The 12791-nt window shown below is 60.0% G+C and carries 14 protein-coding genes and 1 pseudogene; 6 read left to right on the forward strand and 9 right to left on the reverse strand.

From position 1 onward, the window contains the following. Positions 1-664: 664 nt before the first annotated feature. Positions 665-2830 (forward strand): ornithine decarboxylase SpeF, encoded by a 2166-nt coding sequence (gene speF, locus ACSBQV_RS17240; RefSeq protein ID WP_434991475.1) that lies wholly within the window; start codon positions 665-667, stop codon positions 2828-2830. Between the two features lie 48 nt (positions 2831-2878). Here the strand turns inward: speF and mltC are convergent, their stop codons facing one another. From mltC to mutY, 3 genes are all read right to left on the reverse strand, one after another. Continuing rightward, positions 2879-3955: a membrane-bound lytic murein transglycosylase MltC gene (mltC, locus tag ACSBQV_RS17245; protein WP_033644661.1), complete on the reverse strand. Its 1077-nt coding sequence runs from the start codon at positions 3953-3955 to the stop codon at positions 2879-2881. Between the two features lie 63 nt (positions 3956-4018). Continuing rightward, positions 4019-4291 (reverse strand): oxidative damage protection protein, encoded by a 273-nt coding sequence (locus tag ACSBQV_RS17250; RefSeq protein ID WP_004937404.1) that lies wholly within the window; start codon positions 4289-4291, stop codon positions 4019-4021. Continuing rightward, positions 4288-5388, reverse strand: coding sequence for an A/G-specific adenine glycosylase (gene mutY / locus ACSBQV_RS17255; protein WP_099784540.1), 1101 nt, complete (start codon positions 5386-5388; stop codon positions 4288-4290). The genes ACSBQV_RS17250 and mutY overlap by 4 nt, the downstream gene beginning before the upstream one ends. Positions 5389-5563: 175 nt before the next feature. Between mutY and trmB the strand changes: the two genes are divergently transcribed. The 5 genes and pseudogenes from trmB to ACSBQV_RS17280 all read left to right on the forward strand — a co-directional run. Continuing rightward, the gene (trmB, locus tag ACSBQV_RS17260) at positions 5564-6283 is read left to right on the forward strand and encodes a tRNA (guanosine(46)-N7)-methyltransferase TrmB (protein WP_004937410.1); all 720 of its coding nucleotides are present in this window, start codon (positions 5564-5566) and stop codon (positions 6281-6283) included. Further along, the gene (locus ACSBQV_RS17265; RefSeq protein ID WP_004937412.1) at positions 6283-6609 is read left to right on the forward strand and encodes a YggL family protein; all 327 of its coding nucleotides are present in this window, start codon (positions 6283-6285) and stop codon (positions 6607-6609) included. The genes trmB and ACSBQV_RS17265 overlap by 1 nt, the downstream gene beginning before the upstream one ends. A gap of 95 nt (positions 6610-6704) precedes the next feature. Further along, a complete protein-coding gene (gene glsB, locus ACSBQV_RS17270) occupies positions 6705-7628 on the forward strand; it encodes a glutaminase B (protein WP_047575480.1) in 924 nt (307 codons plus the stop codon). A gap of 30 nt (positions 7629-7658) precedes the next feature. Then, complete coding sequence (locus ACSBQV_RS17275; RefSeq protein WP_015379052.1) at positions 7659-8381, forward strand: DUF2884 domain-containing protein; 723 nt, start codon at positions 7659-7661, stop codon at positions 8379-8381. A 122-nt stretch (positions 8382-8503) separates the two neighbouring features. Beyond that, positions 8504-8587: pseudogene (locus ACSBQV_RS17280) on the forward strand (DUF2442 domain-containing protein); the annotation flags it as partial. Between the two features lie 36 nt (positions 8588-8623). Here ACSBQV_RS17280 and hemW read toward each other — a convergent pair. Genes hemW through ACSBQV_RS17310 form a run of 6 tightly spaced genes read right to left on the reverse strand, consistent with a single transcriptional unit; the run spans position 8624 to position 12791 of the window. Next, a complete protein-coding gene (gene hemW / locus ACSBQV_RS17285; RefSeq protein ID WP_099784538.1) occupies positions 8624-9766 on the reverse strand; it encodes a radical SAM family heme chaperone HemW in 1143 nt (380 codons plus the stop codon). Further along, positions 9759-10352: an XTP/dITP diphosphatase gene (locus ACSBQV_RS17290; RefSeq protein WP_033651321.1), complete on the reverse strand. Its 594-nt coding sequence runs from the start codon at positions 10350-10352 to the stop codon at positions 9759-9761. The genes hemW and ACSBQV_RS17290 overlap by 8 nt, the downstream gene beginning before the upstream one ends. Before the next feature lie 17 nt (positions 10353-10369). Further along, on the reverse strand, positions 10370-10660 hold the full coding sequence (gene yggU / locus ACSBQV_RS17295) for a DUF167 family protein YggU (protein WP_004948014.1): 291 nt from the start codon (positions 10658-10660) through the stop codon (positions 10370-10372). After that, positions 10657-11211: a YggT family protein gene (locus tag ACSBQV_RS17300; protein WP_042785370.1), complete on the reverse strand. Its 555-nt coding sequence runs from the start codon at positions 11209-11211 to the stop codon at positions 10657-10659. Before ACSBQV_RS17300 ends, yggU begins: the two co-directional genes overlap by 4 nt. 31 nt (positions 11212-11242) lie before the next feature. Then, positions 11243-12064 carry a pyrroline-5-carboxylate reductase gene (gene proC / locus ACSBQV_RS17305; protein ID WP_033651322.1) on the reverse strand — a complete coding sequence of 274 codons (822 nt, stop codon included), beginning with the start codon at positions 12062-12064 and terminating at the stop codon, positions 11243-11245. A 19-nt stretch (positions 12065-12083) separates the two neighbouring features. Further along, complete coding sequence (locus ACSBQV_RS17310) at positions 12084-12791, reverse strand: YggS family pyridoxal phosphate-dependent enzyme (protein WP_099784536.1); 708 nt, start codon at positions 12789-12791, stop codon at positions 12084-12086.

Below are 12791 nucleotides of genomic sequence, written 5' to 3' on the forward strand. Positions count from 1 at the left end.
GCTTTCTGTCACAAAGCCGATCGGTTGCTCTATTTTCAGGCAGCGAACCCGAAGCGCTAGAGCCTGTGGCGATATCGGTACCCAATAAATATGCATAAAAAACGTGTATTTATACCACTTTGTCAATATTGTTTTTTATTTTTGTTGTTAAATAACAACGCGTTATCTTTGCGTTAACGCAAGCTCAACCCAGATGATTCTCGCTTGAACCTCGTAACGAATCATGCAATCATTGCGCAAATTTTAGCACTCTCCGTTCCCTGACGGTGTTCCCGCTTCTTATAAGTCAGAGGGTTATTGGCATGACTGGTTTTGTCGCTCAAGCGCTGTCGCGCACCAGACCTCTGACGCCGCCACCGTTCCGTCTCTGCTTGCTCCGAACGCCATCTGTCCGAATACGCCTGCCGATCATGCGGTAAGGCCGCGTGATGCTCGCTGTTAGGCATGCGTAAAGCCAGCGCTGCGGCCCTGATTTTACTGATGCCTGTCGGACGCTGCCAAGACCAGTTCCCCCGATAGCTGCCTGATGGTCCCCGATCATGAGGCGGTCACGCACGCCGCTTATGCTGCCGTGCCCGGGTATCGCTTTTACCGGGATAACCGCGTTATCTCATTACCGTGCCGGTGGCACACCCTCATCCTTCACCGTTTGAGAGTCAGCATGATGAAAGAATTGAAAATCGCAACCAGCGCCAGCCTGGTCGCCACCATTGAGACGCTGCGCCAGATCGTGCGCGTAGAGCAGACGGACTACACCGACGTGGCGGCGGTGGTGGTGTCGGTCGCCGACGTGGATGCCGGCATTCTGGCGCGCTTGCAGGCGACGGGGTTCGATATTCCGACCTTCGTGGCGGTAGAAGGGGACGAGCATCTTTCCCCGGATTATCTGCCGTTTGTCAGCGGGGTCTTCGCGCTGCTGGCCGGCGCCAGCAAGCCATTCTACATGGCGCAGCTGGAGGCAGCCGCCGACGCCTACGAGCAGGCGCTGCTGCCGCCGTTCTTCAAAACGCTGAAGACCTACGTCGAGATGGAGAATTCGACCTTTGCGTGTCCAGGCCATCAGGGCGGCGAGTTCTTCCGCAAGCACCCGGCCGGCCGGCAGTTTTTCGATTTCTACGGTGAAACCCTTTTCCGTTCCGACATGTGCAACGCCGACGTTAAGCTGGGCGATCTGCTGATCCACGAAGGCTCGGCCAAGGATGCGCAAAAGCATGCGGCGCGGGTGTTCAACGCCGATAAAACCTACTTCGTGCTCAACGGCACCTCGGCGGCCAACAAGGTGGTGACCAACGCGCTGCTGACCCGTGGCGATCTGGTGCTGTTCGATCGCAACAACCACAAATCCAATCACCACGGGGCGCTGATCCAGGCCGGCGCCACGCCGGTGTATCTGGAAACCGCCCGCAACCCGTTCGGCTTTATCGGCGGCATCGATGCGCGCTGCTTCGACGAGCGCTACCTGCGCGAGCAGATCCGCGAGGTGGCGCCGGAGAAGGCCACGGCGGCGCGGCCGTTCCGGCTGGCGATCATTCAGCTCGGTACCTACGACGGCACGATTTACAACGCTCGCCAGGTGATCGACACCATCGGCCACCTGTGCGATTACATCCTGTTCGACTCCGCCTGGGTGGGCTACGAAGGTTTTATCCCGATGCTGAAAGAGTGTTCGCCGCTGCTGCTGGAGCTGGACGAACACGATCCGGGCATTTTCGTCACCCAATCGGTGCATAAACAGCAGGCGGGGTTCTCGCAGACCTCGCAGATCCATAAGAAAGACGACCATATCAAAGGGCAAAAGCGCCACTGCAACCATAAGCATCTGAACAATGCGTTCATGCTGCATGCGTCGACCAGCCCGTTCTATCCGCTGTTCGCCGCGCTGGACGTCAACGCCAAGATGCACGCCGGCCCCGCCGGGCGCCGCATGTGGATGGACTGCGTCAAGCTGGGCATCGAGACGCGCAAACAGCTGCTCACGCGCTGCTCGCAGCTGAAGCCGTTTATTCCGCTGCAGGTGGCGGGCAAGGACTGGCAGGATTACGATACCGATCTGATCGCCAACGACGCGCGCTTCTTCACCTTCGTACCGGGGGAGACGTGGCACGGCTTCGAAGGTTACGCCCAGGATCAGTATCTGGTCGATCCGTGCAAGCTGCTGCTGACCACGCCGGGGATTGACGCCGCGACCGGCCAATACACCGAGTTCGGCGTGCCGGCCACCATTCTGGCCAACTTCCTGCGCGAGAACGGCATCGTGCCGGAGAAGTGCGATCTCAACTCGATCCTGTTCCTGCTGACCCCGGCGGAGAACCCGGCCAAGATGGAACAGCTGGTGGAGATGCTGGCGCAGTTCGAACGCTATGTCGAAGAGGATGCGCCGGTGAGCGTGGTGCTGCCGACGGTGTACCGCAAGAACGAGCAGCGTTACCGCGGCTACAGCATTCGCCGGCTGTGCCAGGAGATGCACGATCTGTACGTCAGCTTTGACGTTAAGCAGCTGCAAAAGGAGATGTTCCGTCAGGATCATTTCCCGCCGGTGGTGATGAACCCGCAGGACGCCAACGTGGAATTTATCCGCGACAACGTCGAGCTGGTGCCGATCGGCCAGGCGGAAGGGCGCATCGCGGCGGAAGGGGCCCTGCCGTATCCGCCGGGCGTGCTGTGCGTGGTGCCGGGCGAAGTGTGGGGCGGCGCGGTGCAGCGCTACTTCCTGGCGCTCGAGGAGGGCATCAACCGCCTGCCGGGCTTCTCGCCGGAGCTGCAGGGGGTCTACATCGAGAAAAAAGATCACGGCTGGAAGCGCATCTTCGGCTATATGATCAAACCATGAAAAAAGGGCCGGTTCGCACCGGCCCTTCTCCTATCCACGTGGGAAGCGCTACTTTCTGCGGTAGCTCTTCTGCGCGGTATTCACTTTCACCAGATAGCGGCGCGACTCGGCTGCCGGGTGCTTGGTGGTCAGCGTTTGGTACACGTCGCCCGGCTGCATGCCGTTGATGATGCCCACCGCGCGCGTTCTGTCGCTGGAGAACACCCGCAGCACGCTGCCGGCGCCGCCGTTGTAAGCGGTGATCACCGCATAGCGGCGCGAGGTCGGGTTCTGAATGCCGCCCAGGTAGTTGTTCTGCAGGATCGCCAGGTAGGCGGTGCCGGTATCGATGTTGTTCTCCGGATCGAACAGGTAGCTGCGGCTCGGGGTGCCCCATTTGCCGCGCATCTGGAACACATCCTTACCGGCGGTGTGCTGCACCACCTGCATCAGGCCCAGCGCGTCCGAACCGCTCACCGCATACGGGTTGAAGCTCGATTCGGTCTGCATGATAGCCAGGATCAGCGACTCGTCCACGCCGTATTTTTCCGACGCCTTGCGCACCATCGGCAGATATTTATGCGCACGTTTGTCCAGGTGGTTCGGCACCAGTTGGATGGTGACCGAGTAGATGACGTGCAGGCCGGAGGTGCGTTTTTGCAGCTTGGTTTGCAGCAGGTAATCGGCGAAGTGCGCCGCGCGCCATTCCCAGCGGATCGGCGCCCCTTTGTTATCCAGCACCTGGCCGTACAGGAACGGCTCTTTGCTGATCTGGATATCGTTGGCGTCGGAATAGAGGTCGATCGAACCCGGATCGTCACCCATCAGCAGCGTGCTGATGATCGCCTGGCGCAGGTGCGCGGCCGGATCGGTGGTGGCGATGGTCTCGACGGTGATGGCGCCGGTGTCGAAGTTGATGTGGCTGCGGGTTTGGTATTGGTCGGTGTACTTGACGTAGTCTTTCGGCCCGGCGATCAGAACTTCGTTCAGACCCCAGATGTTCTCGATGTTGTGGGCGAATTGGCCCATCAGAATGTCGAAGCCGTTGGTGTCTTTGATCCAGGCTTCGTTGATTTCTTCACTTTTTTTGCCGGAACAGGAGATCAGCAAAGGCGCTATTACGAGCAAAGCTAAAATTTTCTTCATCTTAAAGCCGTTTGGAAGAAGTATAAGAGGATTGAAGCGGGCCAGCGCCTGGCCCCAACAGCGTTATTCGCTCGGCGGCGTATAGCCTTCGATGTGCACGTCGTGCCCTTCGAACAGGAATTTGATCATTTCCTCTTCCAGCAGTTTGCGGTCATCAACGTTCATCATGTTCAGCTTCTTCTCGTTGATCAGCATGGTCTGCTTCTTCATCCACTCGCCCCAGGCTTCCTTGGAGATCTCGTTGTAGATGCGCTTGCCGACGTCGCCGGGATAAAGCTGGAAGTCCTGGCCTTCGGCGTCGCGTTGAAGGAAAGTACAAAAAATGGTGCGGCTCATGCTAATTCCTCATCGATGGCGCTATCGCCATATAAGTTTTGTTGGACCGGGGGCTGCTTCGCCAGCTGTTGCAACAGGCGGTCCACCGGCGCTGCCAGCCCGACCGACGGCGGCTGCGCTAAGTTATACCAGAGACCCGCGCCCTCATCCATGCCGCTGCCTGCCGCGTCGAGCGACAGCCACATCGGCACGATATCGAGATGGAAATGGCTGAACGTGTGGCGAAACGCGGTCAGCTGTTCCAGGCGCTTGCCTTTCAGACCGCGCTGCTGCAGCCAGAGTTCCAAATCCACGCGCGCGCTGAACTGCGGGAAGCAGAACAGGCCGCCCCACAGGCCCACCGCCGGGCGCTGCTCCAGCCACACGCGGTCGCCGTGTTGCAGCAATAAGAAGTAGGCGGTTTTTTCCGGCAGGGTCTGCTTGGGCTTCTTGCCGGGGTAGTTGGCCCAGCTGTGGTTGGCGTAAGACAGGCAGCCGACGTTGAGCGGGCAGAGTTCACACTTGGGCTTGGAGCGGGTGCAGACCATGGCGCCCAGATCCATCATCGCCTGGTTGAACTGGCCGACGCCCTGGGCCGGGGTGACTTCTTCGCTGATTTTCCACAGCCGGTTTTCGACCTCTTTTTTGCCCGGCCAGCCTTCCACCGCGTAGCAGCGAGCCAGCACGCGCTTCACGTTGCCGTCGAGGATCGGATAGTGTTGGCCCAGCGCCAACGATAGCACCGCGCCGGCGGTGGAACGGCCGACGCCCGGTAAATCGGCGATTTCTGCGAAGGTTGTCGGGAACTCGCCGCCGTGCTGTGCGACAATGGTCTGCGCCGCTTTGTGCAGGTTGCGGGCGCGAGCGTAATAGCCGAGGCCGGTCCACAGATGCAGCACTTCGTCCAGCGGGGCCTCCGCCAGCGCGCGCACGTTGGGAAAACGGGCCATAAAGCGCTGAAAATAAGGAATGACGGTGGCAACCTGGGTCTGTTGCAACATCACTTCGGAGAGCCATACTTGATAGGCGGTTTTCTCCAGCTGCCATGGCAGGGTTTTGCGGCCGTAGCGCTGGTACCAGTCAAGCACCACCTGTGCGAATTGTTGTGCTTGCATCATGAAGAGTCGTTATCCGGCAGAAAATGAAGCGAGATTGCAGCATAGAGTCATGATGCTGTAAACCGGAACTTTCCGACGCCGCACGGCGGGTACAGAAGATGAACACTTGCTAAACCAATGTATCTTTGCATAATGCGCGTTTCCCTAATTGGCAGCCAAACAGACAGAAAGCACTATGATTAATGACGTCATCTCCCCGGAATTTGATGAGAACGGCCGCGCGATGCGCCGTATCCGCAGTTTTGTCCGCCGCCAGGGGCGGCTGACCAAAGGCCAGCAGCACGCGCTGGAGAACTATTGGCCGGTGATGGGCGTGGAGTATCAGGCTGACGCTGTCGATCTCGCCGCGCTGTTCGGCCGCGAAGCGCCGACGGTGCTGGAGATCGGTTTTGGCATGGGCGCCTCGCTGGTGACCATGGCGGGCAACAACCCGCAGCAGAACTTTTTAGGGATCGAAGTACACTCGCCGGGCGTGGGCGCCTGCCTAGCCGACGCCCACGAGGCGAAGCTGAGCAACCTGCGCGTAATGTGCCACGATGCGGTTGAAGTGCTGGAAAACATGATCCCGGACGGCTCGCTGGACATGGTGCAGCTGTTCTTCCCCGATCCTTGGCACAAGGCGCGCCACAACAAGCGCCGCATCGTGCAAACGCCGTTTGTCGAACTGGTGCTGCGCAAGCTGAAGACCGGCGGCGTCTTCCACATGGCCACCGATTGGCAACCTTATGCGGAACATATGTTAGAGGTTATGAACGGGGTCGCAGGCTACCGTAATCTTTCCAGCGATAATGATTATGTGCCGCGTCCGGATTCGCGCCCACTGACGAAATTTGAATTACGCGGCCAGCGCCTGGGACATGGCGTTTGGGACTTGATGTTTGAGAGGAAAGAATAATGGCTAAGAACCGCAGTCGTCGTTTACGTAAAAAGTTGCACATTGAAGAATTTCAGGAGTTGGGTTTCTCCGTAGCCTGGCGCTTCGCCGAAGGCACGTCGGTGGAAGATATCGACAGCACGCTGGATACCTTCATCGATGAAGTGATCGAGCCGAACGGTCTGGCGTTTGACGGCAGCGGCTACCTGCAGTGGGAAGGTTTGATCTGCCTGCAGAAGATCGGCCACTGTACCGACGAGCATCGCGAACTGGTGAAAAACTGGCTGGAAGCGCGCAAACTGACCGACGTTAAGGTCAGCGATCTGTTCGATATCTGGTGGGATTGATCGCGCTTGCCCGATGAGCGCGGCTTCGCGCCGCGCCGTTTTATTGATCTAAGGTGCCTTAACGGCGCCTTTGTTTTGCCCGGAGTGTGACCGAGGTGGTAACAACATTGGATAACGCGTTGCTGGAAGAGATCCTGCAACAGGTGCGCCCGCTGATTGGCCAGGGAAAAGTGGCCGACTACATCCCGGCGTTGGCGGAAGTGCCCGCCGATCGGCTGGCGATCGCCGTGTGTACGGTGGATGGCGAACTGTTCCAGGCCGGCGACGCCGCGGAGCGCTTCTCCATCCAGTCGATCTCCAAAGTGCTGAGTCTGACGCTGGCGCTGACGCGCTATCAGGAGCATGAGATCTGGCGGCGCGTCGGCAAAGAGCCTTCCGGCCTGCCGTTCAATTCGCTGCTGCAGCTGGAGATGGAGCAGGGCAAACCGCGCAATCCGTTTATCAACCCCGGCGCGCTGGTGGTGTGCGACATGCTGCAAACCCGGCTCAGCGCCCCCAAACAGCGTATGCTGGAGGTGGTGCGTCAGTTGGCCGGTGAAGACGACCTGGCCTATGATCTGCGGGTGGCGCGCTCCGAGTTCGAACACTCCGATCGCAATGCGGCCATCGCCTATCTAATGAAATCGTTCGGCAACTTCGAAAACGACGTCATCACCGTGCTGCAAACCTATTTCCACTACTGCGCGCTGCGCATGAGCTGCGTGGAACTGGCGCGCAGCTTCGTCTATCTGGCCAATCACGGTCGTGATCTCAGCGGCGAGGCGGTGATCAGCCCGCTGCAGGCGCGGCAGATCAACGCCCTGATGATGACCAGCGGCATGTACGACGGCGCCGGCGAATTCGCCTATCGGGTGGGGATGCCGGGCAAGTCCGGCGTGGGCGGCGGCATCGTGGCCATCGTGCCGGGCGAACTGTCGATCGTCGTTTGGTCGCCGGAACTGGATGCTTCCGGCAACTCGCTGGCGGGAACTGCGGCGCTGGAACTGTTGTCTCAACGTATCGGTCGTTCGATTTTTTAATCCCAGTCTGGATGGGAGTCAGGAGAAGCTATGTTGAAGAAAACCGGGTTAGCCTTACTGCTGCTGGCGGCGACTGCCGCGCAGGCCCACGCCGAGTACCAGTGCAGCGTTAAACCCCAGGACGATGTGATCATCAGCCCGCAGAGCGTGCAGGTGAAAGGCGCCAGCGGCGATCTGCAAATATCGCCGGATGGCGACGTGATCCGCAACGGCCAGGCGCTGAGCCTGAACGACAGCCAGCGGCAGAAAGCCTTCAGTTACCAGAGCGCCTTGCGCAAGCAACTGCCGTGGATCGACGACGGCGCGCAGAAACACCTGGAGAAAGCCCGCGCAGCGCTGGATAAAGTGATCGTTAAAGAGCTGGGTAGCAACAGCAACGTGCGCAACCGGCTGACCACCCTGAATGGCCAACTGAAACAGCAGATGAACCGCATCATCGAGCACCGCAGCGACGGCCTGACCTTCCACCACAAGGCGATCGACCAGGTGGAGCAGGACGGCCGCAACATCGTGCAGCAGAGCATGGGCGGCGTGCTGCAGGACAGCCTGAACGAGATGGGCGTCAAACAGGCCGCCAACAGCGGCGGCAACCCGCTGCAGGCGATCATGGGCAATTTGGGCGGCTTGCAGAAGGCGATCCAGAACGAATGGAACAACCAGGAGCAGGACTTCCAGAACTTCGGTCATGACGTGTGCAACCGCGTCACCGCACTGGAAACCCAGCGCAAGGATCTGCTGAAGGCGTTGAAGTAACGGATAGATATCGCATATCCATATCAGAGACGCTGAGGCGAAGCGAAATTCTGGTTGATACCTATCAGGCATTGTTTTTGGAGGCTTGGCATGAGTATTTCGGCTAAACGCGTCAGCTTTGAGACGCGTGGGACGAGGATGTTTCCGTTGAGGGATTGCTGAAGGGGCGTGGCGACGTGACGCATCGCCCTCATAATGCCGCCTGAACATGAAAAAAAGCGCTGATCATTCAGCGCTTTTTTTTACTCGTCGTCCGCCAGGAACAGTTCCAGCAGCGAGTTGAGGAACAGTTTGCCCTTCTCGGTGATCTGCCAGTGCTCCGCGGTTTCTTCCAGATAGCCTTTGGCCAGCGCTTCGTCCAGCTGCGGGCGAATGACGCTTTCCGTCAGCCCGGTGTAGTTAGCGAAGTCGGCGCGCGGCGCGGCTTCCAGCAAGCGGAAGCGGTTCATGAAGAATTCGAACGGCCGATCCGCCGCCGCCACCTCATGCTGCTTGTCCATGTAGTCGCCGCGCATAAAGCCGCGCGGGTGCTTGGTCTTGGCGGTGCGCAGGATGCGCCCGTCGCTGAAGGTCACCTTGCCGTGCGCGCCGCAGCCGATCCCCAGATAGTCGCCGAAGCGCCAGTAGTTGAGATTGTGCTGGCATTGGTAGCCCGGCTTGGCGTAGGCCGAGGTTTCATACTGCTGATAGCCGGCGGCGCTCAGCAACTGGTGGCCGCGCTCGAAGATGTCCCACAGCGCATCGTCGTCCGGCAAAACCGGCGGGCGCGAGCTGAACAGGGTGTTCGGCTCGATGGTCAGCTGATACCACGACAGGTGCGGCGGATTGAGGGCGATAGCCTGGCGCAGATCGTCCAGCGCCTCTTCCAGCGACTGATCCGGGAGGCCGTGCATCAGATCGAGGTTGAAGCTGTGCAGGCCGAGGCCGGTCGCCAGCGTCGCCGCGCGTTTGGCTTCTTCCGGGCCGTGGATGCGCCCCAGACGGTTCAGCTTCTCGGCGCTGAAGCTTTGCACCCCGATGGAGATGCGGTTGACGCCGGCGCGCTGGTAGCCGCTGAAGCGATCGGCCTCCACGGTGCCGGGATTGGCTTCCATGGTGATTTCGGCGTCGTCGGCGACGCGAATGCGCGCCCGCACGCCGTCCAGCAAGGCTTGCATCGCCTCGGCGCTCAGCAGGCTGGGGGTGCCGCCGCCGATAAAGATAGTGCTGATTTCCCGGCCGCCGGCCAGCGGCAGGTCGGCATCCAGATCCGCCAACAGATGATCGACATACTCCTGATGCGGCACGTCACCCTTCAGCGCATGGGAGTTGAAGTCGCAGTACGGGCATTTCTGCACGCACCACGGGATGTGGATGTAGAGACTCAGCGGGGGCAGCTTAAGCATTGCGCATGGCTTCCAACATCAGCTTCAGCGCCTTGCCGCGGTGCGAAATCGCCCGCTTCTCGTCGCGGCTCAGCTCGGCGGCGGTGCGGCCCAGCTCCGGCACGTAGAAGACCGGATCGTAACCGAAACCGCCTTCACCGGCGGCCTGTTCGGTGATTTCGCCGGCCCAGCTGCCGTGGAACACCAGCGGCGTCGGATCTTGCGCATGGCGCAGATAGACCAGCACGCAGTGAAATTGTGCGCCGCGCCGGCCCGGCGCCACGTCTTTCATCGCCGCCAGCAGCTTGTCGAGGTTCTGCCGATCGTCGGCGTCTTCGCCGGCGTAGCGCGCGGAGTAGATGCCCGGCGCGCCGCCCAGCGCATCTACCGCCAGACCGGAGTCGTCGGCGATCGCCGGCAGGCCTGTGACCTGTGCCGCATGGCGCGCTTTCAGAATGGCGTTTTCGATAAACGTCAGGCCGGTTTCTTCGGCGGACTCCACGCCCAGATCGGTTTGCGCGACCACGTCCAGGCCGAAATCGGCCAACAGGTCGGCGAGTTCGCGCACTTTGCCCGGGTTACCGGTGGCAAGAACGACTTTTTGCATAATGACTACCTTGAAAATTATTCGATGAGCGCCGCGACCACGGCGGGGATCTGTTGCGGATTCACGATGCGTAACTGTTTATGCCGCCCCAGTTCGCCTTTCTCGATGGTGACGTTGCTTTTCGCCACTTTGAACTGCTTGGCGATAAACTTGATCAAATGGGCGTTGGCTTGGCCGTCGACCGGCGGGGCGGTGATGGCGACTTTCAGTTCGTCGCCATGCAAGCCGATAATTTGGTCGCGGCTGGCTTTCGGCTGAATATATAGCCTGATCGCCAGCCCGTCCAGCACGGGAGTGACTGCACTCACAGCAGGAACCAGATCTCGCCGAACACATCCATGCCCAGGTAGTTGATCAGATAGAGGATCAGGATCACTACCATGGCGGAAAAATCGATGCCGCCCATCGCCGGGATGATGCGACGGATCGGCGCCATCAACGGTTCGGTCAGTTGGTACATCACGTAGTCGATCGGGCTGCGGCCCTGGCTTACCCAGCTCATCAGCGCACGAATGATCATCACCCAGAAGATCAGGTAACCGGCGGACTTGACCAGCGAGATCAGGCCGAACAGCAGGTTATACGGACTAAGCGACAGCGCGTGGCTTTGTATCAGCAGCAGCAGCGGGTACTTGATGGTCATCAGCAGAAACGCCAGCAGCAGCGAAGCGCTGTCGATAGGCCCAAGCGATGGGATGATGCGGCGCAGCGGGCCGACCACCGGTTGGGTGATCTTCACCACAAACTGCGAGAACGGGTTGTAAAAATCGGTGCGCGTCCATTGCATCCAAATGCGCAGCAACAGCACCATCACGTACAGATCAATAACGGTCTTGACCAGGAAAGTCAGCGTTAGCATGAAGTGGTCCTTCTCCTTAACTCGGGGTTATTTAAAATAATTTTTCCATTTCTTGCGCACGGGAAACGGCGGCCTGCATCGCTTGCGCCACGGTTTCCGGCAGTTGGCGTTCGTTGAACACCCGCAGCGCTTCGGCGGTGGTGCCGCCTTTGGAGGTCACCTGCTCGCGCAGCGTGCCCAGCGGCGTATCCGGGTTGGCTTCAACCAGCGCGGCGGCGCCGGTAGCGGCCTGCTGCACCAGATCGCGCGCGGTCTGGCTGTCGAAGCCCATGCGTTCGGCTTCTTTTTGCATCGCTTCCATAAACAGGAAGAAATAAGCCGGGGCGCTGCCCGCAGCGGCGATCACGCCGTTGATGCCATTTTCGTCATCTACCCAGCAAACTTTACCGACCGAGGCCATTAAATCGCCGGTGTAGTCGCGATCCTGTTGGCTGACCTGCGCCGGCGCGTACAGCCCGCTCATGCCCTTGCCGACCAGCGACGGGGTGTTGGGCATGATGCGCACGATGTCCAGTTGGTCGCCGAGCAACTGATAGAAACGGCTGACCTGAATGCCGGCGGCGATCGACAGCACCAGTTTGCCGCCGAAATCGACCTGTTCGCGCAGCGGCTGACACACGTCGGCCATCATTTGCGGTTTGACCGCCAGTACCACGACGTCGGCTTCACGCGCGCAGGCGACGTTGTCGCCGCTGCTGACGATGCCGTAGTCCGCCGCCAACGCGTCACGGTTTTTCGGCGAAGGGGCGCAGACGCTGATGGATTTGGCCGGATAGCCGCCCGCGACCAGGCCGGCGATGATTGCACGCGCCATGTTGCCGGCGCCGATAAAGGTAATCTTGCGATGTTGCATCAAATCCCTCGTCTGTTTGTCAGGCCTGCGAGTAGTCGCGGGCGCCAAAAATTGCGGTGCCGATGCGCACCAGGGTGCTGCCTGCGGCGATCGCCGCCGCCATATCGTCCGTCATGCCCATCGACAGCGTATCGGCCTGCGGATAACGCTGACGCAGGGCGAGAAATGCGTCGTTCATCCGGCTGAATACCGCCAACTGCCGCTGATAATCCGTTTCCGGCGCCGGGATGGCCATCAGGCCGCGCAGCGCCAGATTCGGCAGCGCCGCGATCGCGTCGGCCAACGCCGGCAGTTCGTTCAACGCGATGCCGGATTTGCTCTGCTCATCGCTGATGTTGATTTGAATCAGCACGTTGAGCGGTGGCATGTCGGCCGGGCGCTGATCGCTCAGGCGCTGGGCGATGCGCAGCCGATCCACGGTATGACACCAGGCGAAATTTTCCGCCACCAGCCGACTCTTATTGGATTGCAGCGGGCCGATAAAGTGCCACACCAACTCACCGCCCTGCGTCGACTCGGCGAAATGCCGGATCTTGTCTACCCCTTCCTGCACGTAGTTCTCGCCGAAGGCGCGCTGGCCGGCGGTGATGGCTTCTTCGATCGCCGCCACAGGTTTGGTTTTGCTGACTGCAAGCAGAGCAACTTCTTCCGGCGCCCGTGCGCAGTTTTGCGCGGCGGACGCGATGCGGTTTCTGACATCCTGCAGGTTCTGTTGGATAGTGCTCAT

The sequence above is a fragment of the Serratia sp. B501 genome, assembly GCF_051172315.1.
GTDB classification, from domain to species: Bacteria; Pseudomonadota; Gammaproteobacteria; order Enterobacterales; family Enterobacteriaceae; genus Serratia; species Serratia ureilytica.

Excerpts from the sequence above, each read along its gene's own strand:
- speF (WP_434991475.1), top strand. The coding sequence starts at position 665 with ATGAAAGAATTGAAAATCGCAACCAGCGCCAGCCTGGTCGCCACCATT.
- mltC (WP_033644661.1), bottom strand. The coding sequence starts at position 3,955 with ATGAAGAAAATTTTAGCTTTGCTCGTAATAGCGCCTTTGCTGATCTCC.
- ACSBQV_RS17250 (WP_004937404.1), bottom strand. The coding sequence starts at position 4,291 with ATGAGCCGCACCATTTTTTGTACTTTCCTTCAACGCGACGCCGAAGGC.
- mutY (WP_099784540.1), bottom strand. The coding sequence starts at position 5,388 with ATGATGCAAGCACAACAATTCGCACAGGTGGTGCTTGACTGGTACCAG.
- trmB (WP_004937410.1), top strand. The coding sequence starts at position 5,564 with ATGATTAATGACGTCATCTCCCCGGAATTTGATGAGAACGGCCGCGCG.
- ACSBQV_RS17265 (WP_004937412.1), top strand. The coding sequence starts at position 6,283 with ATGGCTAAGAACCGCAGTCGTCGTTTACGTAAAAAGTTGCACATTGAA.
- ACSBQV_RS17275 (WP_015379052.1), top strand. The coding sequence starts at position 7,659 with ATGTTGAAGAAAACCGGGTTAGCCTTACTGCTGCTGGCGGCGACTGCC.
- hemW (WP_099784538.1), bottom strand. The coding sequence starts at position 9,766 with ATGCTTAAGCTGCCCCCGCTGAGTCTCTACATCCACATCCCGTGGTGC.
- ACSBQV_RS17290 (WP_033651321.1), bottom strand. The coding sequence starts at position 10,352 with ATGCAAAAAGTCGTTCTTGCCACCGGTAACCCGGGCAAAGTGCGCGAA.
- ACSBQV_RS17300 (WP_042785370.1), bottom strand. The coding sequence starts at position 11,211 with ATGCTAACGCTGACTTTCCTGGTCAAGACCGTTATTGATCTGTACGTG.
- proC (WP_033651322.1), bottom strand. The coding sequence starts at position 12,064 with ATGCAACATCGCAAGATTACCTTTATCGGCGCCGGCAACATGGCGCGT.
- ACSBQV_RS17310 (WP_099784536.1), bottom strand. The coding sequence starts at position 12,791 with ATGAGCACTATCCAACAGAACCTGCAGGATGTCAGAAACCGCATCGCG.